The organism is Paenibacillus massiliensis 2301065 = DSM 16942, from assembly GCF_000377505.1.
Lineage (GTDB): Bacteria > Bacillota > Bacilli > Paenibacillales > Paenibacillaceae > Paenibacillus > Paenibacillus massiliensis.
This window is the reverse complement of the sequence record NZ_KB898186.1, coordinates 1-21577: the sequence shown is the minus strand read 5'-3', so window position 1 is coordinate 21577 and position 21577 is coordinate 1. Positions and strand designations below refer to the sequence as shown.

Below are 21577 nucleotides of genomic sequence, written 5' to 3'. Positions count from 1 at the left end.
CATCATCAATTGAAGATATGTATCAGCAGCGGATTCTTTGTCCCCTTTCCAACAATATAATATCTTACTAGGCTACTCTATTATAATATGGAAAATTGTTGAATCACAAATAAAGGGAATGTTTCACGTGAAACACTCCCTTGTCTCTATATTTGTATCTTTATAAAGATCTCTATCTTTATTCAGCTCTATATCTGGAATTTCTATACGACAGTCAATAAATCAAATGACTTAAGGCTGCAGCAAAGGCATCTTTAAAGGGGTGCCTGCTTTACGCGGATACTTCTTAGGTGTCTCGGCAAGCTTTCGAATCAGCACCATGTGTCGCGCAGACTCTTCAACAGGGAGCTGAAAGGCTTCAACCGAGCTCAGCTGTCCTCGTAGCTCCTTAAGGCTATAAGCCGCCTCTTGAATCTCCTCTTGCGGATCACTGCCCTTCATCGCTGCGAAGCATCCTCCTTTTCGTACAAAAGGAAGACAGAACTCGTTGAGAACCGCTAGCCTTGCTACAGCTCGTGCTGTAACCAGATCATAGCTATCCCGATAGCCAGCCTTGCGACCTAGCTCCTCTGCTCGGCCATGAATCAGCTCAGTCTCTGTAAGCTGCAAAGACTCCTTGATGTGTGACAGGAAGTTGATCCGTTTGTTCAACGAATCAATGATCGTCAGCTTAATGGACGGAAAGCAAATTTTCAGAGGAATGCCAGGAAAACCCGCACCCGATCCAATATCTGCGAGTGTCCAAATCTCATCCATATTCACATAGAAGGCCAGGGAGACGGAATCGTAGAAATGCTTCGTGTAGACAGCCTCACGTTCAGTAATCCCTGTCAGATTCATCTTCTCATTCCACTCTACAAGGAGACGATAATAGCTTTCGAACTGGTCTAGCTGCTGTTCATTAATCTGAATGCCATGCTCGGCTAATCTTGCTTGGAATTCTAACTGTATCGCATCTGCCATTATGCTCTTGCCGCCTTCACACGATTATAATGCTCCAGATACACTAGCAAAATTGAAATGTCAGCAGGTGTCACACCTGAGATCCGGGAAGCCTGCCCGATAGAGATTGGGCGGATGCTGTTGAGCTTTTGCTTCGCTTCCATGGCAAGCCCCTGTACCTCATCATATCGAAGGTCTTCAGGCAGCTTTTTTTGCTCCATCTTTTGCAGACGCTCTACGTGCTGCAATTGCTTTTCGATATAGCCAGCGTACTTAATCTGAATCTCGACCTGCTCCTTCATGTCTGCATCCAGCTCCACTGGTGAAGCCGAGATCTGTTCAACCTGCGCATAGCTGATCTCTGGACGACGAAGGATCGTCAGCAGATTGCTACCATCCTGGATTGGGGCAGAGCCTGCCGCCTCCAGCATGGTGTTAACATCTACAGGCTTGATTTTATGCGTACGTAGACGTTCAATTTCCTGTTCGACCTTAGCTTTCTTATCCACAAATGCCGCATATCGCTCTTCTGGAATCAGACCAATCTCATGACCGATCGGTGTCAGACGCAAATCTGCATTATCATGACGCAGCAACAATCTATATTCAGCACGGGAAGTCAGCAAGCGATAAGGCTCATTCGTGCCCTTGGTCACCAGATCATCAATCAGTACACCAATATAGCCCTGTGAACGATCAAGGATTACTGGCTCCTTGCCTTGTACCTTGCGAGCTGCATTAATCCCAGCCATAATACCTTGACCAGCTGCTTCCTCATATCCTGAGGTTCCGTTAATTTGCCCAGCAGTGAAGAGTCCTGGTAGCTGCTTCGTCTCAAGTGTTGGCCAGAGCTGTGTCGGTACCATTGCATCATATTCTATAGCATATCCATTACGCATCATTTCTACGTTCTCCATACCTGGAATGGAACGGAGCACAGCAAGCTGCACATCCTCCGGAAGACTTGTAGACAAGCCCTGTACATAATACTCAGAGGTATTCTTGCCTTCAGGCTCCAGGAAGATCTGATGCTTCGGCTTATCACTGAAGCGTACAATCTTATCCTCGATCGAAGGACAATAACGAGGCCCTGTTCCTTCAATAACACCTGAGAACATGGGAGCACGGTGCAAGTTGTCATTAATAATCTGATGTGTGTCCACTGAAGTATATGTCAGCCAGCATGGAAGCTGCTCGTTGTCAGACGATTTCGTCTCATACGAGAAGAATTTGGGCTGATCATCACCTGGTTGAATCTCTGTCTTGCTGAAATCAATGCTATCCTTATGCACTCGTGGAGGAGTTCCGGTCTTGAAGCGCACCAGGTTGAAGCCCAATTCACGCAAATGCTCAGACAGTCGTACAGATGGCTGCTGATTGTTCGGGCCACTCTCGTACATCAGCTCACCCATAATAATTTTCCCACGCAGATAGGTTCCAGTAGTCAATACCACTGCACCTCCCCGATAGGAGGTTCCGGTCTTTGTTAGTACCCCTACACATTTACCATCCTCAACGATCAGTTCCTCGACCATACCTTGACGAAGTGTCAGATTGGGTTCTTTCTCCATCGTCTCCTTCATGGCATGCTGGTAAGAGAACTTATCTGCTTGCGCACGCAGCGCATGAACGGCTGGTCCCTTGCCTGTATTCAACATCCGCATCTGAATGAAGGTCTTATCTATATTGCGCCCCATCTCTCCCCCGAGCGCATCAATTTCACGTACAACATGACCCTTGGCCGGACCACCAATCGAAGGATTACATGGCATAAAAGCCACCATATCCAGATTGATGGTAATCATCAATGTCTTACAGCCCATACGGGCCGCAGCAAGTGCTGACTCTACGCCAGCGTGTCCAGCGCCTACAACAATAACGTCATAGTTGCCGCCATCGTATCCCATTGGTAGTACCTCCTTAAAATAAGAGCATAGCCGATGCTATTCACTCTCTTCTATTATATAATGTATGATTTTCTAACCATGAATTTCAGAAGCTGTAATTCCTACTTCCCAAGACAGAATTGGGAGAAGATCTGATCAATCAACGCATCATGAGCTGTATCGCCCACAATCTCTCCAAGCTGCTCCCATGCAAGCCGGACATCAATCTGAATCATATCAATCGGAATGAACTGATCGGCAGCCTCGTAAGCTTCCAGGAGTGACTGCTTCGCCCGTTTCAACAGCGCAATATGCCGCACGTTACTTACATAGGTAAGATCAGCAGACTCCAGCTTACCACTAAAGAACAGCTTGGAGATAGCTTCTTCCAATCCATCCAAGCCTTCATCCGTCTTCACGGACATCGGAACAATCAGCTCCTCAGCTATATAACGTGTCAGAAGCTCGCGATCTAGTTGGGAAGGTAAGTCCATTTTATTCATAATAACAATCACTTGTCTACCGCGGATTTGTTCCAACAATTCCAGCTCATCTTGATGCAGTGGCTCACTGGAGTTCAGAACCAGTAAGATCAGGTCAGCTTCACTGACAGCGGTCCGTGAACGCTCTACACCAATTTGCTCGACCACATCCATCGTCTCTCGAATGCCGGCAGTATCCAGCAGCCTTAGCGGAACATTGCGAATCGTGACATATTCTTCAATGACATCACGGGTCGTGCCAGGGATATCTGTGACAATTGCCTTATCCCCTTGAGCCAAAGCATTCAGTAATGAAGATTTCCCCACGTTCGGTCGCCCGATGATGGCGGTAGTAATCCCTTCGCGCAGAATCTTCCCCTGCTCAGCTGTATGCAGAAGTCCATCAATTTCCTTCATAACCTCACTACTCTTGTCCTTGATAAACTGCGAGGTTAGCGATTCTACATCATGCTCTGGATAATCAATATTCACTTCAATATGTGCAAGCGTCTCGACCAGAATGTGACGAAGATTGCGAATCTTCGAGGACAGCATCCCCTCTGACTGCTTCATCGCAATAGAGAATGCCTTGTCTGACTTGGAGCGGATTAGATCCATGACGGCCTCTGCCTGGCTAAGATCAATTCGTCCGTTCAAGAATGCCCTCTTCGTGAACTCGCCTGGCTCAGCCAGTCGAATATTCTGGAGCAGCAACAGGTCCATGACTCGCTTGACAGCTACCACACCCCCATGAGAGCTAATCTCTACGACATCCTCTGTGGTGAAGGATCGCGGCCCTCTCATGACCGTTAGCAACACCTCTTCGACTCGTTCTCCGCTCTGGGGTTCGATAATGTGTCCATAATGCACAGTATGTGATTCAGCCTCCGTAAGAGGAGTTTTACTCTTGAACATACGCTGAACCTCTGGTAATGCCTCTGGCCCGCTGACGCGGATGATCGCAATTCCTCCCTCACCAACTGCTGTGGAGATCGCTGCTATCGTATCGCTTAACATCATTCTCACCTCGTTCTATTTTCTGGGGCACACATGCTTCTTCTTCGCTCTTATGAAAAAAAGCAATGGCCTCCGCACCAGGCAGAGAGCCATTGCATTTCTTTATTTCTTGGCAATGATGACGCGCCGATTCGGATCGTCCCCTTTGCTGTACGTTCTAACCTGATGATTACGTTGTAGCTTGGCGTGAATCACTTTACGCTCCGCCGAAGACATAGGCTCTAACATGACCTCTTTGCCTGAAGAGACAACTTGTCCAGCCAGACGCTCAGCCAGATTCTCCAGCGTCTTACGTCGTCGATCCCGGAAATTCTCGGCATCAAGAATGATGCGAACATATCCATCAGAGTAGCGATTAGCTACAATATTGGTTAAATACTGTAGAGCGTCTAACGTCTGCCCTCTTCTTCCTATCAGCATTCCAAGCTCAGGGCCGGAAATATCCAGTGTGCTCTCATCCTTACGATGATGGACATCCACACTTACCTCAAGTCCCATACCTGCTGCAGTCTCCCTGATGAAGCGAATAGCCTCCTCATATGGATCAGCACCGATGGAAGAAGAATCTGTAGACGCCAGTTGTGTAGAAGCAGATTGTACCTCTGCTTCAGGAGCTGTTATCGGATGATGTTCTATGGTTGCTTTAGTTGCCGGTATAGGGTCAGGTTCAGGAATTATAGTTAGTTCTACCTTCGCCTTCCTGGTCCCGAACCAGCCCAGGAATCCTTTTGACGGCTGCTCTAACACGGTCACGTTTACTCGTTCCCGGCTTGTCCGAAGCTCGGCAAGCCCTTGTTCTACAGCATCTTCAACGGTTTTTCCTGTCGCAACGACTTTGGTCATCTCGATTTTTTAGCTCCTTTCCGTTTTCCGCTCTGATTTTTTCTCTTATTGCTATTGCCTTGTCCACCTTGAGATACCTTGGCAGCATTCACAGCAAGAGCTGCAGCCGTCTTGTCGTTATTGCGATACAAGAAATAGTTCTGTACGATCGTGTAAATGTTACTGTACACCCAGTACAGCGGCAGCGCCGATGGGAATTGGTAGGACATAATGAAGATCAATACCGGATATACCCACAGAAGGAATTGCATAGGCCCTTGCTGCGGCGTTGGATTCATCTTCATCATCATCCAGGTCTGCACGAATGTTGTAATTGCTGCGATAACTGGCAGTATCCAATATTGGTCAGGCATACCTAGTTGTAACCACAGGAATGTGTGATCACGCAGCTCCGAGTTATAGTAGATCGCGTTATACAGCGCGATGAAGATTGGCATTTGCACAACTAGTGGAAGACAGCCAGCCATAGGATTGACCTTGTTCTCTTGGAACAGCTTCATCGTCTCCTGCTGTACCTTCTCTGGTGTATCCTTGTACTTATTCTGGATTTCTTTCAGCTGCGGCTGAATCGCCTGCATTGCCTTTGAGCTCTTCACCTGTTTGAGGGTAAGCGGTAAAATCAGTGTTCTTACAATAATCACGAGCAGTAGTACTGCTAAGCCATACTCTCCACTGAACCATTCAGCAAAGGTGTCCAGTGCATAAGAGAACCAGTATACGACATTCCTTTGCCAGAAGCTTCCGTTAGCCAAGTCAGCTGTCGTATAGGAATTGTTCGCTGATGGAGCACAACCGGCTAATACAGCAACAAGACCAAGCATGGCGCTCAGGAGAAACCATTTTCCCTGTTTTGTCTTGAATCGCGACACTTCATAACCCCTCTCTTAACCAATCCATTCCAACGTAAATCATACCATATTGAGCAGGACAAAGAAACCGACTATCTCCCTGAAGATTTCAACAGTGAGGCTTTGCGTAATACATGTAATACGCTCTTCTCCAGATTTTGATAGGACATGGATACGGCCCCCTTGCGAACAATAAAGATCAGATCGATATGGTCCATGATCTCATGCTCGTGGTGACGCATAATTTCTTTAATTAATCTGCGCATCCGGTTACGGACGACAGCATTACCAATCTTCTTGCTTACCGAGATCCCCACACGGAACTGATCTACCTCTTTTTTGCGAAACCAGTACACAACCAACTGATGATTCGCAAAGGATTTGCCATGTCGGTATACTCGTCCGAAGTCTGCACGGTTACGAAGACGCAATTTTCTCTGCACGGCGCTTCTCCTTGCTTCAATTCAATTCTATTCATTCGTCCGCTCCCGGAATGCGTTTCTACTATAAATAATTATAGCCCAAACTTCCGGGTGATAATCTAGATGCAACCGGAGTTATGCCTACATCTATATTGGGCCTAATTCATACACCATCATCCATATATAGATGTAGGGACTTTTTCTCCCACTGTCTGATAAGAAAACGTCTATTGTCGTACTTGCACAGGAGATGACCGTGCTTATGGATGTTTTTCTGGCGATAATAGAATAATTCAGCTCCGCTGAAAACTTAAAAATTCTATTATCTTCAAAAAAAAAGACCACCGCAGGTGGTCTCCATGCACGTATTATGCACTCAATACTTTTCTGCCTTTTTGGCGACGGGCAGCCAACACTCTGCGTCCGTTCTTCGTGCTCATTCTTTTACGGAAGCCGTGAACCTTTTTACGCTTGCTGACATTTGGTTTGAAAGTCGGTCTCAATGTATTGCACCTCCTTACAAGAAATACGTTTTATATGGAATATACTCGATAGCGATCTCCACAAAAAACACCTTTATACATTTAACCATAAGTATTCTACGAAGTCAACCAGCTTGAAGCTCTTCCTCTTTTTTCTTTTTTCTATATTTCTTCTTTCTGTACCTTGCCCACATAATCATCCTCTAAAAATGGAACGATACCCTCATAGCGTCTACTCCACTATTAAGTACATTTCGAGCCAATCCTGAATAAGCTGCTGGTCAGTTGCTGTCAGTTATAGTTTTCCACAGGCTCTTTTGAGCAATGCTCTGGATTTGAGTTATACACAAGCTCACAAAAACAGCTTATAACTGATTTGATCCGTCATAACCTGTGAATAATTTTTATCCCGTGAATTAAGTTATTGTCGAAAACTAAACAAATTATTAACAATATCTTGTGTTGTGCATAAGATTTATACACAACAGATTGAATTTGTGGATAAAATCCGATGACTCATTGAAATACAAGGCTTCTTTTGCTATGATTATATTACTTTTGATTGTGAATATGTTGTTTTACCCTATATATTATCAACAGTCTGTGGATAAAGTTGTGAACAAGTTCAATTTATCCATATTTTTTATTTGTGCGGATACTGGATTCTGGGGATATATTCTACATTATTCATTTCATTTCGACATTTTGATTTCCTCTCCGGCCTATGGAACACAGAGTACAACTACACTGGCCAAGCCCACCTGAATTGACTGCCACGATTCTGCCGATTACGGCAGCTGACTTTCCGTCTATGTCTCGTTCGGGGCTGGTTTGTGCTGCGTTTCTCTGCAACTGTGCGCCGCTAGTCAGCAACGCGGATGTGTCTTAACGAGGCGGTTGTAGCCACATTGGAGGATGTAAAAGGAGTGACGTCTGTGGAGAGCCATACTTCCGAAATATGGCAGCAAATACTATCCATCATACAAACCAAACTTAGCAAGCCCAGTTTTGATACCTGGTTCAAGGCAACCAAGGTGACAAAGCTTACGGATCACTCCATTGTGATTTCTGCGCCGACGACATTCGCTGTTGAGTGGCTGGAGAGCCGCTATACGAAGCTGGTCGCTTCCACCGTGTATGAGCTGTTGGACAAGCAGGTTGAGGTCAAATTCATCATCGAAGAGAACAAGCCTGCAGAGCCTGACCCGCAGCAGCTTCCGCCCCAGCAGCCTGCTGCCCAGGAAGAAGTCATCTCTCATATGCTGAATCCGAAATATACGTTCGATACCTTCGTGATCGGCTCGGGCAATCGTTTTGCCCATGCTGCATCGCTCGCCGTCGCTGAGGCGCCGGCAAAAGCTTATAACCCATTGTTCTTGTATGGTGGCGTAGGACTAGGCAAGACACACCTTATGCACGCTATCGGTCATTATATTCTGGAGCACAATCCCAGCAGCAAGGTCGTTTATTTGTCATCCGAGAAATTCACCAATGAATTCATTAATGCGATCCGCGACAACCGCGGCGAGAGCTTCCGGAACAAATACCGCAATATCGATATCCTGCTGATTGACGATATTCAGTTTTTGGCGGGCAAGGAGTCGACACAGGAGGAGTTTTTCCATACCTTCAATGCACTTCATGAGGAACGTAAGCAGATTATCATCTCCAGTGACCGACCGCCCAAGGAGATTCCCACGCTCGAAGAACGGCTTCGCTCCCGCTTTGAATGGGGGCTAATCACGGATATTCAACCGCCGGATCTGGAGACGCGGATTGCCATTTTGCGTAAGAAGGCCAAGGCGGAGAATCTGGATATTCCGAATGAAGCGATGATGTATATCGCCAATCAGATTGATACGAACATCCGGGAGCTGGAAGGTGCCTTGATCCGCGTTGTGGCTTACTCTTCCTTAACCAATCAGGATGTAACGACGCATCTGGCTGCCGAGGCGCTGAAGGATATCATTCCATCCAGCCGTCCGAAGATGATTACTATTCAGGACATTCAGCAGCAGGTCGGAGAATACTACAATCTTAAACTAGAGGATTTCAAGGCACGCAAGCGTACTAAGGCCGTTGCCTTCCCGCGTCAGATTGCCATGTATTTGTCACGAGAGCTGACTGATTATTCCTTGCCCAAGATTGGAGAAGCCTTCGGTGGACGAGACCATACAACGGTCATTCATGCCCATGAGAAGATCTCGAAGTCCATTCAAGCTGACCAGGATCTGTTCAAAGTTATCAACAACATTACTGAGAAAATCAAAAACCCAACCTGAACAAGTACAAAGCCTATGCACAATATATACACATGTGGATAGGCTTGATTTATTCACGTTTATGTCACTTATCCACATATTCAGTGCACCTACTGCTATTACTACTATTTTTTATAAATAAATCACCATCATGTCATCGGCTTTGCCTCAACATGAATTACGAAAAGCTGAACCAACAACAGCAGCAAGATAAAGTCCATTCGCTTGTAGGAGGAAATTATGAAAATCAGTATTTTAAAGCAAGCTCTTAATGAATCCATCCAGCATGTATCCAAAGCGATCTCCAGCCGTACAACGATCCCCATCCTGAGCGGCATCAAGCTGGATGTTAATCATCAGGGCGTCACACTGACCGCCAGCGACACGGATATCTCCATCCAATCGTTTATTCCGATTGAGAGTGGCGATCAGACGATCGTGAAGGTTGATCAGCCAGGAAGCGTCGTGCTGCCTGCCAAATTTTTTGTTGAAATTATCAAGAAGCTTCCTTCCCAGGAAGTTCATATGGAGGTTAAGGATCAATTCCAGACCTTCATTGCTGCGGGAGCAACCGAGATCCAGATGGTAGGTCTCGATCCTGAGGAATTCCCTGTACTACCAAGCATTGAAGAGAACCAAATGTTCTCTATTCCAGGAGATCTGCTTAAGAATATGATCAAGCAGACTGTATTCTCTATCTCCTCGCACGAGACAACACCCATTCTGACGGGTGTACTTTGGAGTCTGGCCGACAATGAACTGAAGTTCGTTGCTACCGACCGCCACCGCCTTGCTACTCGCTCCGCCATGTTGGATTCTGCAGAAGGTATTCGTTTCAACAATGTGGTTATCTCTGGTAAAACATTGAACGAGCTGAGCAAGATCGTTCCAGATCAAAATACAATGGTCGATATCGTCGTAGCGGATAGTCAGGTGCTGTTCAAGATTGATCGGGTGCTATTTTATTCGCGTATTCTTGACGGAACATATCCCGATACTTCTAGGATTATTCCGACATCGTACAAAACAGAACTGATGCTGGACACAAAAAGTCTGAGCGAGTCAATCGACCGTGCTTATTTGCTATCTCGGGAAGAAAAGACCAATATTGTGCGTATGCAATCTATTGAGCAAGGCGGGCTTGAAATCTCATCCAGCTCATCGGAGCTTGGCAAGGTGCGCGAAGAGGTTAGCGTATCTAGCTTTGAAGGCGAACCGCTGAAAATCTCCTTCAACTCGAAATATATGCTTGATGTGCTCAAGGTTATTGATAGCGAACAGCTGGTCATTGCCTTTACGGGTATCATGAGCCCGATTATTCTGAAGCCGACTGATGAGAGCAAGGCGCTCTACATTATTTTGCCTTACCGGACGACAAATTAAGGATGAAGACATGGTGCATAACTTGGAGCAGGTTTTCCAACCAAAAAAGTTATGCACATGTGGACAAGCAGGAAGGTGGTTGTGATACATGAAGCAGATTTCTATCCACAGTGAATATATTAAGCTGGATCAATTTTTGAAGCTGGCGGATTGTGTGCCGACTGGAGGAATGGCCAAGGCTCTGTTGCAGGAGGGTGCCGTTCATGTCAATGGTGAGCCGGAGGAGCGGAGAGGACGCAAGCTGTACCCAGGCGATCGTGTAGAGGTAGAGGGCGAAGGAAGCTTTGAGGTTATCTCGGCGACTTAAGCCCGCCAAAGGACAGCATACCTGTCGTGTGCCGGTCATCTGAATGAGGGGGACCAAGCGTGTATGTGAACAACATCCATTTGCAGCATTATCGCAATTACACTCAGCTTGAGCTGAATGCGTTCGGACCGGTGAATTTGCTGATCGGACAAAATGCGCAGGGGAAGACGAATCTGGTAGAGGCGATATTCGTGCTGGCTCTCACGAAGAGCCATCGCACCTCCAAGGATCGAGAGCTAATCGCATTTGATAGCTCCGCTGCCTATCTTTCCTCCGAGGTGGATAAGCGGTATGGGAAGGTCAAGCTTGAGCTGGCCTTGTCCGTACAGGGGAAGAAAGCGAAGATTAACGGACTTGAACAACGCAAGCTAAGTGATTTCATCGGAGCGCTGAATGTCGTCATGTTCGCTCCGGAGGATCTGGAGATTGTGAAGGGGACACCGGGGGGCCGCCGCCGGTTTCTTGACATGGAGATTGGTCAGGTGGCTCCAGGGTATCTATACCACTTGCAGCAATATCAGAAGGTGCTAGCCCAGCGCAACAATCTCTTGAAGCAGGCCTGGGGCAAGGATCTGTCATCGGTACAGGTCATGCTGGAGGTCTGGAATGAACAGCTTGTAGAGCATGGTGTTAAGATTGTTAAAAAACGGAAACAATTCATAAAGAAGCTCCAAAAGTGGGCGCAGGAGATTCACGAGGGCATTGCTGGAGGCAAAGAGACGCTGGAATTAGGCTATGTTCCGTCCTTCAGCGAGGCAGAGGAAGAAGATGAAGCTGTCTTATTGGAGCAATTTATGTTAAAGTTATCACAAATGAGGGATCAGGAAATCAGGCGCGGAATGACGCTCGCGGGGCCACATCGCGATGATCTGACCTTTGCCATCAACGGTAAAGAGGTACAGACCTATGGCTCACAGGGACAGCAGCGCACGACTGCGCTCTCGCTGAAGCTGGCAGAGATCGAGCTGATTCATGAGGAGATTGGGGAATACCCGATTCTATTACTGGATGATGTATTGTCCGAGCTGGACTCCTACCGCCAGACCCAACTGATCGAGACGTTTCAAAGCAAGGTGCAGACCTTCATCACAGCAACAGGCATTGAGAGCCTGAACACCGGACGGCTGAAGGATGCCAGTATTTATCATGTGCATGCAGGACATGTGGAGCATTAGAGACGCTTGCCAGGATTATGCCCGTCTTTGCTGACAGGCTCTCCATGGCGTAAGGAGCTAGGTACGTAGTATTGCGTTACTTAACTTCAGCAAGCTGCCTAGAAGGAGTGAATGACGGTCATGTATATCCATCTGGGAGGGGAGAAGATTATCCGATCCTCCGAGCTCGTCGCCATTTTCGATATTTCGATTGAGAAATCCTCTAAAATCTCCAAGCAATATGTAAGCTATGCACAGCAGCATAAGCATATCGAGGTCATTGGCGAGGAAGAGGCCAAGTCTATTGTGGTGACCAAAAGGAAGGTCTATTACTCTCCGATCTCATCCGCAACCTTGAAGAAAAGGGCAAACATATTTATCGACCATCCTTAGCGGCTGGCTAACGCCCATTTTGACTTATGGAAAATGAACGGATCTTAAGAATTAGAGCCCAAGCTATGGCTATTGAATCTATAGAAGTAGGTGAAAGGCATGTCTATGAATCAACCAACTTATGATGCGGGCGAGATCCAGGTCCTTGAGGGACTGGAGGCTGTGCGCAAGCGGCCGGGTATGTACATCGGCTCAACCAGCGTCAAGGGACTCCATCATCTGGTGTGGGAAGTAGTGGACAACAGTATTGACGAGGCGCTTGCCGGATACTGCGATACCATACAGGTCATCGTCCATCAGGATAACAGCATTACCGTGATTGATAATGGCCGCGGCATTCCAGTCAGCGAGCACGCCAAGATGAAAAAATCAGCACTTGAGGTCGTTATGACCGTACTTCATGCTGGTGGTAAATTCGGCGGCGGCGGATACAAGGTATCTGGCGGTCTGCATGGTGTCGGGGTCTCTGTAGTGAATGCCTTGTCCAGCAAGGTATTGGTCACCGTCAAGCGGGATGGCCATGTCTATCAACAGGAATACCATCGGGGTGCTCCGCAGTATGATGTGAAGGTCATTGGTGATACGGAGGAGACGGGAACACAGACCACCTTCTATCCCGATCCTGAAATCTTCACAGAGACGACAGTCTATATCTATGAGACGCTACTGACACGGATTCGTGAACTGGCCTTCCTGAATAAAGGCATTAAGCTATCCCTGCTCGATGAGAGAACGGGTGAGAATGCTACGTTCCACTATGAAGGCGGAATTGGTGAATACGTGCAGTTCCTTAATGAGCAAAGAGAGGTGCTCCACGAGCAGCCAATCTACGTTGAAGGCGCCCGGGATATGATCCAGGTAGAGGTAGCACTTCAGTATAACGACAGCTATACTGAGAACATTTATTCCTTCGCTAATAACATCAATACACATGAAGGCGGTACGCATGAATCAGGCTTCAAGAGTGCGCTGACCCGGATCATTAACGACTATTCCCGTAAGACGGGTATCATCAAGGACAGCAATAACAATCTGTCTGGTGATGACGTGCGTGAAGGACTGACAGCGATCATCTCCGTGAAGATTCCTGAGCCGCAATTCGAAGGACAGACCAAGACCAAGCTAGGGAACAGTGAGGTCAGAGGAATTGTCGAATCGTTGTTCGCCGAGAAGCTGCAGGAGTTCATGGATGAGAATCCTTCCGTCTCCCGTCGGATTGTCGAGAAGGCGCTACAGGCTGCCCGTGCTCGTGAAGCAGCACGTAAAGCTCGTGAGCTGACACGCCGTAAGAGTGCTCTGGAGATCAGCTCCTTGCCAGGTAAGCTGGCAGACTGCTCCTCCAAGGATGCATCCATCTCCGAGCTGTATATCGTAGAGGGTGATTCCGCTGGTGGTTCTGCGAAGCAAGGACGTGACCGTCATTTCCAGGCGATTCTGCCGATTCGTGGTAAGATCCTCAATGTCGAGAAGGCACGTCTAGACCGAATTCTGTCCAGTGATGAGATCCGGTCGATGGTGACTGCATTCGGTACAGGGATTGGCGATGACTTTGACCTCGCTAAAGCACGTTATCACAAGGTTATCATCATGACGGATGCCGATGTCGATGGTGCGCATATTCGTACGCTACTTCTGACGTTCTTTTATCGCTACATGCGCAAGATTATTGAGGCAGGGTATGTGTATATCGCACAGCCGCCATTGTTCAAGATTGAGCGCAACAAGGTTGTTCGTTATGCGAATAGCGAGAAGGAACGAGATGAGATTATTCAGGAGTTCGGTGAAGGGGCCAAGCTGAACGTACAGCGTTATAAAGGTCTCGGCGAGATGAATGCTGCACAGCTATGGGAGACGACCATGGACCCTGAGAGCCGCACTATGCTTCAGGTATCTATCGGTGATGCCATGCTGGCAGATTCCCTGTTCGATACGCTGATGGGAGATAACGTAGAGCCACGCCGTAATTTTATCCAGGAGCACGCGAAATACGTGAAGAACCTGGACGTATAGACCAAGTGTAAAAAAGGCGAGTTAGCAATTCTGGCATAAGAGCTTGCTGGTATGTGCAACTGTCTTGTAATAAAACACACACTGTATTCATGTGTGAAGGCGCCCAGATGGGCGCCTTTTTGCTTAATAAGATGCAACCAGATAAGCGTGATGCGTAGCCAGAAAATTAACTGTAGCTCGCTGTAGGAGTAATACCTCCTGTACTTACCTTCTCCCTAAGTAGCACCTCTACTGATCATCTCTACATATTGGTCACACGACTCTCTGTTCCAGAAGCTTTAGCTTGGGCTACGCTTGTTGTCTCTTCCAGGTGACAGGGGCCGTCTTGCGGCTGCTGCGGTTGGTAGAGCCTTTCTTGCGTCCAGAACCAGAGCTGGTTATGCGCCCATAAGCGATGGCATATTTGCGGATACGGCGATAGGGCTCCTTGTCAGATAGCTTGCCGAAGACATACAGACAGGGCAAGGTGTTCACTTCAAGAATCCAGGGGTGAAGCTGCTGATCCAAAGCGACGTCCAGCCCAATTTCCTTGATACGTGGATACGCTTGCTCCAGCTGCTCTGCTATCTTCTCACCAAGCACTCCTAACTTGCGCTTTAGACGAGCCTGCGTCATGACATCTGTATGGGCTGAGAGAAGCGTATGGAATTCTCCGATCGCACCTCCACTATGGTAGTTGGTGATTACTTTACCATGCGCAGCCACACGGCCGATGAACCCGGTGCTCTCCCACTCATTGCGTAGATTCTTCTGTGTGAGCACACGCAGATCGAAGGAGCGATCCTGATAACGCAGCAGTTGGATTCCCTGTTGAACGAGGTATACTTTGGATTTGATATGGGTGGATATAGCCTGATGGAGCTCCTCCAGGGTCGAGTATTCCTCCTTCTGAACTCCATAACGAAGGCTGTAGCTATAGTTGGGTGGTATGCTGACCGGTGGCGATACATGCAAAAGGGGCTTTCGCTCCTTCTCAGCTCGCATGACGCCATGTCCGAAGGTGCCACAGTCCGGCTTGATGTAGACAGTGTCATACATCTCTATCATCTCTTTGAGATGGTCAGGACTGTACAATCTGGTATCGGGAATATAAGGGGCTAATTTGGGATGATTCAAGATTACTTTCGTTTTGTCCCATTTGCTGGATACCCGCTGAATGGACAAGGAAGATCACCCTTTCTGTAATTTTCATACCCTTGCAGATAAAAAGTCATTACTTTAACAATCAATTTCCAAATTAAGTCAAACAAAAGGACATTTTCAATAAACAGTGGTATAATAGGTGAATACGGCGTTTTTCGGATGTTTGTATAAGGACATACTTCTTTACGTCATGATAGACAAAAAACCGTATACGTAATTGTATGTCGAAAACCTATAGTGGGTAGGGCGAATCCCCAGTTCTTAAGGATTTCGTTGCAAACCCTGAATAAGCCACGTTTAATTGTGATCTATTTGTGAAAATAATATAATTAGAAGAGGTATGACCTTGTTTGGCATGCCTGTGCGGCGTTTTGGGCTGCATGCCGAAGGATCGGATTCAGTAGGCATTTGTAAGGCTTTTCACATATAGTGAAATCAGAATTACGAAGAGTGGTAAAGAAAGAGGAGGTCCAGCATGGCGGATCAAAATAACCCGCAAATCATTAACAGAGATATCGGCCTAGAGATGCGCGAATCCTTCATGGATTATGCGATGAGTATTATTGTCAGCCGTGCTCTGCCTGATGTACGGGACGGATTAAAGCCGGTTCACCGTCGTATTTTATACGCGATGTCTGAGCTTGGGATGTCTCCGGACAAACCCTATAAGAAATCAGCCAGAATCGTGGGCGAAGTCATCGGTAAGTACCATCCCCATGGTGACTCTGCAGTCTATGAGACAATGGTACGGATGGCTCAGGATTTCTCGTTGCGCTACATGCTGGTAGACGGTCATGGGAACTTCGGTTCCGTAGACGGCGATATGGCTGCGGCGATGCGTTATACGGAGGCCAAGCTGTCCAAGATCGCTATGGAAATGCTGCGCGATATCAACAAAGAGACGATCGATTTCATTCCTAACTATGACGGAGAAGAGCGTGAGCCGGCCGTGCTACCTGCTCGCTTCCCGAACCTGCTGGTCAACGGGGTAGGCGGGATTGCTGTAGGTATGGCTACGAACATTCCGCCTCATAACCTGGGTGAGGTCATTGATGGCGTACAGGCCATGATTGAGAACCCAGACATTACGCCTATGGAATTGATGGATCATATCCAAGGCCCTGATTTCCCTACAGCAGGCTACATCCTGGGACGCTCCGGCATCCGTCAGGCGTATCAGACCGGGCGTGGCTCCGTGACTATGCGTGCGAGAACGATGATCGAAGAGAACGGTAACAAAGCCCGAATCATCGTCAGTGAACTGCCTTATCAGGTCAATAAAGCCAGATTGGTAGAGAAGATCGCTGAACTCGTTCGTGATAAGCGTATTGAAGGTATTACCGACCTGCGGGATGAATCGGATCGTAACGGGATGCGGATCGTTATCGAGCTGCGCCGGGATGTCAATCCGAATGTCGTGCTTAACAATCTGTTCAAGCATACAGCGATGCAATCTACCTTCGGTATCAACATGCTCGCTATCGTTAATAAAGAACCTAAGATTCTCAATATTCGTGATGTGCTGTATCATTATTTGCAGCATCAGATCGAAGTTATTCGTCGCCGGACCGAGTACGATCTGAAGAAGGCTGAGGCTCGTGCTCATATTCTGGAGGGCTTGAGAGTAGCGCTGGATCATCTGGATGAGGTCATTGCCTTGATCCGTTCCTCCGCGACAGCAGATGCTGCGCGTGACGGACTGATGAACCGTTTCTCCCTTAGTCATGAGCAGGCTCAGGCGATTCTGGATATGCGTCTGCAACGTCTGACAGGACTGGAACGCGAGAAGATTGAGAATGAATATAACGAGCTGCTGCAGAAGATTGCGGAGTATCGCGAAATTCTGGCCAATGAGCATCTTGTATTGAATATTATCAGTGAGGAATTGCAAGAGCTGAAATCCCGTTTTGCCGATGAGCGCAGAACAGAGATTACAGTAGGGGAAGAGAGCATTCTTGATGAGGATTTGATCCCGCGTGAGGATGTTATCGTAACCGTTACCCATACAGGCTACATCAAGCGATTGCCGGTTACCACGTATCGTAACCAGAAGCGTGGTGGACGTGGTGTTGTGGGGATGGATACGAAGACAGAGGATTTCGTGGAGCATCTGTTCGTAACGAACTCTCACCATCATCTGCTCTTCTTCACAGATAAGGGTAAGGTGTATCGAATCAAGGCATATGAGATTCCAGAGCTGAGTCGTACAGCCCGCGGGACACCGATCATTAACCTGATTCAGATTGAGCAGGGTGAGTCCATCAATGCGGTCATTCCGGTGGAAGAGTTCGAGAATGACAAATTCCTGTTCTTTGCCACACGGCAGGGGATTGTGAAGAAGACGCCGCTGGAGGACTATGTGAACATCCGTAAGGGTGGACTGATTGCCATCAATCTCCGTGAGGACGATGCCTTGATCGAGGTGAAACTGACGGATGGGGCACAGGAAATGATCATTGGTACAGCGTGTGGTATGTCCATCCGCTTCCCAGAGGATGATGTTCGTTCGATGGGACGGAGTGCTACAGGGGTCAAAGGAATTACCCTGGATCCAACCGATGAGGTCATTGGTATGGACATTGTAGATCAGGAGCTCGAAGTGCTCATCGTTACTGCCAAAGGCTATGGTAAGCGTACGCCAGTTACTGACTATCGTGTACAGAGCCGTGGTGGTAAAGGGATCAAGACGATCAATGTCACAGACAAGAATGGTGCAGTGGTTGGCCTGAAGATCGTGAAGAACGAAGAGGATCTGATGATCATTACCGCTAGCGGAACCCTGATTCGGACGAGCATGGAAGGAATCTCGACGATGGGACGGAATACACAGGGGGTCAAGCTGATCAATATCCGTGAGGATGATGCAGTCGCTACCGTGTGCCGTGCTGATAAGAATGAGGAGCAAGAAGACGAGGAACTGAATGAGGAGGGCTTCTCCTCTGATGTAGAAGCTGTAGAGAGCTCTGAGGAGACGACTGACAACGAATCAGGCGGCGACGCTGAGTAAGCTGTAGCCTATCAGACTGTCACACCAAGTGATTCAGACTGATGTCTAAATGAAGACATTAGAAGTACACCTATAGCATAGCTAACAGACAAGCCTCTTGCAGAGAGAGCACCTTATTTGGTGACTCTTTGCAGGAGGTTTTTTTGTAATATAGGTCTTATGACCTGTGAACAAGGTTGGGAATAGCATGTACAGTGTTCTGCGGCAGTAATATAATGGAGTGTAGATTAGGAAAAAAGAGCAGCGCAAGGCGCATGACATAATTTCAGGACATAAGCGAGGTTCGATATGATCATATCCGTTAAAGAGTTGTCGGCAGGTAGTAAATTGGCCAAGGATGTATTCACCGAGTATGGAAGTGTGCTGCTTTCGAAGGAGCATGTGCTGCTTCCGCGAGATATTGAAATTCTGCAAGCATTTCTGATTGATGAGGTTGAGATCGTAACGGAAGGCCAGGGCAGCTCAAATAAAGGGCGAGTGAATGAGCCTATAGCCAAAACATCAACGGATTCGAATTCCTCCAGTTCCGCTACCCAGGGTTCATTAAGTGATAAGGGTGGCGTTGCCGTGGCCAAGACTCTTTCATTCGAGCAGCAGTATGACAAAATGATCAATCATATTAAGAACGCATTCCAAACTGTGCTAGTATCTGATCTCTCCATCTATGAGCTTCGGGCCCAACTGGAGTCTATGTTGGAGCAGATCGATCGCTACAACGTGATAACTTTTACACCTAGTTCCATGAAGGAAAGTGAATATGTCTACCACAACGCAGTGCTTACGGCTCTTACCTCCTATTGTCTTGCCCAGTGGATTGGACTGCCGCAGAAGGATTGGATTCAGGTCGCCTTTGCCGGATTGTTCCATGACATTGGTAATTCAAAAGTAGATCCTGCTGTCATCCACAAGCCCTCTCCACTTAACGAAGAAGAGCTACATGAAATGCGACAGCACACCACGTATGGCTATCAGCTGCTCAAAAATGTGAAGGGCATTAATGAAGGAGTGCGGCTTGCAGCGCTTCAACATCATGAGAAGGTGGATGGTAGTGGCTATCCGCTACATCTCAAAGAGTCACAGACGCATATCTATGCACGTATTGTGAGCGTGGCGGATATTTTTCATGCGATGACGCTGCATAAGACATATCGAAAGGCACAGTCTCCTTATTTGGTACTGGAGCAGATTCAAAGTGAGGCCTTCGGCAAGCTGGACCCGTCTATTGTACGTATCTTTATTAGCAAGGTTACTCAACTGTCCAATGGAACCAAGGTGCGTCTAAATGATCAGCGAGTTGGGGAAATTATTTTTGCAGATCGTGATCATCCTACGCGACCGATGGTGAATCTCGGCGATGAGATTATCAATCTGGTGCAGCGCCTTGATTTGCACATTGAAGATATCATTGCTTAACGTAGGGCTATTAATGTAGTCAAGAGATTAGTCATTATCTAAATATGCTATGACGCAAGCTCAAGCAAGGATAACATGTGACTTCAGAGCTCCAACCTCGGATACGATTCTGCTGCAGATTCGATCTACGGATGTTGGGGCTTTTTTTATGGAATAGCATGTTTTATAATTTTGTTGTAAACGCTTTATAGAAGCTGAAGCAGATGAAAAGGAGAGTGAAGCACGATGCTGCTGGAAGGACGAATCGCGATTGTAACGGGGGCAAGCCGTGGTATCGGCAAGGCGATTGCCCTTACACTGGCTATGCACGGTGCGTCGCTTGTCGTTAATGGTACCCGTGAAGATTTGCTAAAGGAGCTAGCAGCTGAGGTACAGGCCCTTGGATCAGGCTGTGCTATATACGTAGGAGATGTGTCGGTTCAAGAGATTGCACAGGGGATGGCTCAGATGGCCATGGAGCAATTTGGGCGTATTGATATTCTAGTTAATAATGCAGGCATTAACAGGCGAACTCCAACTCTTGATATGGATCTTGAGGAGGATTGGAGAAAGGTATTGGATATTAATCTGAACGGTACACTTTATACGTGTATGGCGGCAATACCGCATATGATTGACCAGAAGTATGGTAAGATTGTCAACGTGACCTCTACGACAGCTAAGACGCCGCACAGGAACGCTGCACCTTCATATGGAACGTCCAAAGCGGGGGTTAATTACCTTACCCAGCACTTAGCATTGGAGATGGCCAAGCATAATATCTATGTCAATGCCATATGTCCGGGGCCTATTGATACGGATATGAGTCAGCAGTGGACGTTGGAATATCGGGAGAGTGTTCTAAGTAAAATTCCGCTTGGTAAGTTAGGTACGCCACAAAACGTTGCTGACGCTGTACTGTTCCTGGCGTCCTCCATGTCTGACTTTATTACTGGAGAAGCCATTAATCTGAATGGTGGGACATATATGAACTAAGGGCAGCTTCAACTATGCTTGTTACAGAGATGTGAGCCCACTGTTGTACTTCATATGAAGAGTTTCAAGGTTGCCACGGGACTAATCCTGCAATATGTGAAGCATACATCTTATCTCGTGTACGCGATTAAGGGGAACTATGAATTTTGTTTTGAAAAAAGGGTTGCAATCGAGTTGTTCTGTGTGGTATATTATTTCTTGCCGCTGAAAACGGCGATGTATCATCAACTAGTGCAAAGCAAAATTAAAAATAAAAAAAGCTTGCACTCTTCAAAAGAAGATGATATAATATAAAAGTTGCTGATTGTTCGAGAGAATGAGGCGACGAGATATGAAAAGTGTTACGGTTGATCTTTGAAAACTGAACAACGAGTGAGCGAATTTCACGCAAGTGAGATTCAAACAATGAGATATTAAATCTCGTCAGATTCAAAATGAGCTATCGCTCTTTTCAATAACTTTATTGGAGAGTTTGATCCTGGCTCAGGACGAACGCTGGCGGCGTGCCTAATACATGCAAGTCGAGCGGACTTGATGGAGAGCTTGCTCTCCTGATGGTTAGCGGCGGACGGGTGAGTAACACGTAGGCAACCTGCCCTCTGGACTGGG

The 21577-nt window shown here is 47.2% G+C and carries 17 protein-coding genes and 1 rRNA gene; 10 read left to right on the top strand and 8 right to left on the bottom strand.

All coding sequences use genetic code 11. From position 1 onward, the window contains the following. Positions 1 to 231: 231 nt before the first annotated feature. The 7 genes from rsmG to rpmH form a co-directional block, all read right to left on the bottom strand. Positions 232 to 963, bottom strand: a complete 732-nt coding sequence (rsmG, locus tag D328_RS0104040; RefSeq protein WP_018883676.1) for a 16S rRNA (guanine(527)-N(7))-methyltransferase RsmG — start codon at positions 961 to 963, stop codon at positions 232 to 234. Further along, positions 963 to 2849, bottom strand: coding sequence for a tRNA uridine-5-carboxymethylaminomethyl(34) synthesis enzyme MnmG (gene mnmG / locus D328_RS0104035; protein WP_018883675.1), 1887 nt, complete (start codon positions 2847 to 2849; stop codon positions 963 to 965). The genes rsmG and mnmG overlap by 1 nt, the downstream gene beginning before the upstream one ends. 101 nt (positions 2850 to 2950) lie before the next feature. Then, complete coding sequence (gene mnmE / locus D328_RS0104030; protein ID WP_018883674.1) at positions 2951 to 4327, bottom strand: tRNA uridine-5-carboxymethylaminomethyl(34) synthesis GTPase MnmE; 1377 nt, start codon at positions 4325 to 4327, stop codon at positions 2951 to 2953. A gap of 102 nt (positions 4328 to 4429) precedes the next feature. After that, the gene (gene jag / locus D328_RS0104025) at positions 4430 to 5170 is read right to left on the bottom strand and encodes an RNA-binding cell elongation regulator Jag/EloR (RefSeq protein WP_018883673.1); all 741 of its coding nucleotides are present in this window, start codon (positions 5168 to 5170) and stop codon (positions 4430 to 4432) included. Continuing rightward, positions 5167 to 6039 (bottom strand): YidC/Oxa1 family membrane protein insertase, encoded by an 873-nt coding sequence (locus D328_RS0104020; protein ID WP_018883672.1) that lies wholly within the window; start codon positions 6037 to 6039, stop codon positions 5167 to 5169. The genes jag and D328_RS0104020 overlap by 4 nt, the downstream gene beginning before the upstream one ends. 71 nt (positions 6040 to 6110) lie before the next feature. Continuing rightward, entirely contained in the window at positions 6111 to 6461 is a 351-nt protein-coding gene (gene rnpA / locus D328_RS0104015) for a ribonuclease P protein component (protein WP_018883671.1), read from the bottom strand. A gap of 347 nt (positions 6462 to 6808) precedes the next feature. After that, complete coding sequence (gene rpmH / locus D328_RS30570) at positions 6809 to 6943, bottom strand: 50S ribosomal protein L34 (protein WP_081625218.1); 135 nt, start codon at positions 6941 to 6943, stop codon at positions 6809 to 6811. Positions 6944 to 7857: 914 nt separating this feature from the next. Between rpmH and dnaA the strand changes: the two genes are divergently transcribed. The 6 genes from dnaA (at position 7858) to gyrB (ending at position 14430) form a co-directional block, all read left to right on the top strand. Then, complete coding sequence (gene dnaA / locus D328_RS0104010; RefSeq protein WP_018883670.1) at positions 7858 to 9204, top strand: chromosomal replication initiator protein DnaA; 1347 nt, start codon at positions 7858 to 7860, stop codon at positions 9202 to 9204. Positions 9205 to 9423: 219 nt separating this feature from the next. Then, positions 9424 to 10566, top strand: a complete 1143-nt coding sequence (dnaN, locus tag D328_RS0104005; RefSeq protein ID WP_018883669.1) for a DNA polymerase III subunit beta — start codon at positions 9424 to 9426, stop codon at positions 10564 to 10566. An 88-nt stretch (positions 10567 to 10654) separates the two neighbouring features. Further along, positions 10655 to 10873, top strand: a complete 219-nt coding sequence (yaaA, locus tag D328_RS0104000; protein ID WP_018883668.1) for a S4 domain-containing protein YaaA — start codon at positions 10655 to 10657, stop codon at positions 10871 to 10873. A gap of 59 nt (positions 10874 to 10932) precedes the next feature. Further along, positions 10933 to 12048: a DNA replication/repair protein RecF gene (recF, locus tag D328_RS0103995; RefSeq protein WP_018883667.1), complete on the top strand. Its 1116-nt coding sequence runs from the start codon at positions 10933 to 10935 to the stop codon at positions 12046 to 12048. Between the two features lie 120 nt (positions 12049 to 12168). Further along, positions 12169 to 12420: an extracellular matrix regulator RemB gene (remB, locus tag D328_RS0103990; RefSeq protein ID WP_026281001.1), complete on the top strand. Its 252-nt coding sequence runs from the start codon at positions 12169 to 12171 to the stop codon at positions 12418 to 12420. Positions 12421 to 12519: 99 nt separating this feature from the next. Further along, positions 12520 to 14430, top strand: a complete 1911-nt coding sequence (gyrB, locus tag D328_RS0103985) for a DNA topoisomerase (ATP-hydrolyzing) subunit B (protein ID WP_033412258.1) — start codon at positions 12520 to 12522, stop codon at positions 14428 to 14430. Positions 14431 to 14718: 288 nt separating this feature from the next. Here gyrB and D328_RS0103980 read toward each other — a convergent pair whose 3' ends face one another. Next, positions 14719 to 15594: a YheC/YheD family protein gene (locus D328_RS0103980; protein ID WP_018883664.1), complete on the bottom strand. Its 876-nt coding sequence runs from the start codon at positions 15592 to 15594 to the stop codon at positions 14719 to 14721. Between the two features lie 454 nt (positions 15595 to 16048). On the opposite strand from D328_RS0103980, the gene gyrA reads away from it, so the two are divergent. From gyrA to D328_RS0103955, 4 genes are all read left to right on the top strand, one after another. After that, positions 16049 to 18580, top strand: coding sequence for a DNA gyrase subunit A (gene gyrA, locus D328_RS0103975; protein WP_018883663.1), 2532 nt, complete (start codon positions 16049 to 16051; stop codon positions 18578 to 18580). Positions 18581 to 18868: 288 nt separating this feature from the next. Further along, positions 18869 to 19993, top strand: coding sequence for an HD-GYP domain-containing protein (locus tag D328_RS0103970; protein WP_018883662.1), 1125 nt, complete (start codon positions 18869 to 18871; stop codon positions 19991 to 19993). 225 nt (positions 19994 to 20218) lie between these two features. Further along, the gene (locus tag D328_RS0103965) at positions 20219 to 20968 is read left to right on the top strand and encodes an SDR family NAD(P)-dependent oxidoreductase (RefSeq protein WP_018883661.1); all 750 of its coding nucleotides are present in this window, start codon (positions 20219 to 20221) and stop codon (positions 20966 to 20968) included. 460 nt (positions 20969 to 21428) lie between these two features. Then, a 16S ribosomal RNA gene (locus D328_RS0103955) occupies positions 21429 to 21577 on the top strand; the annotation flags it as partial.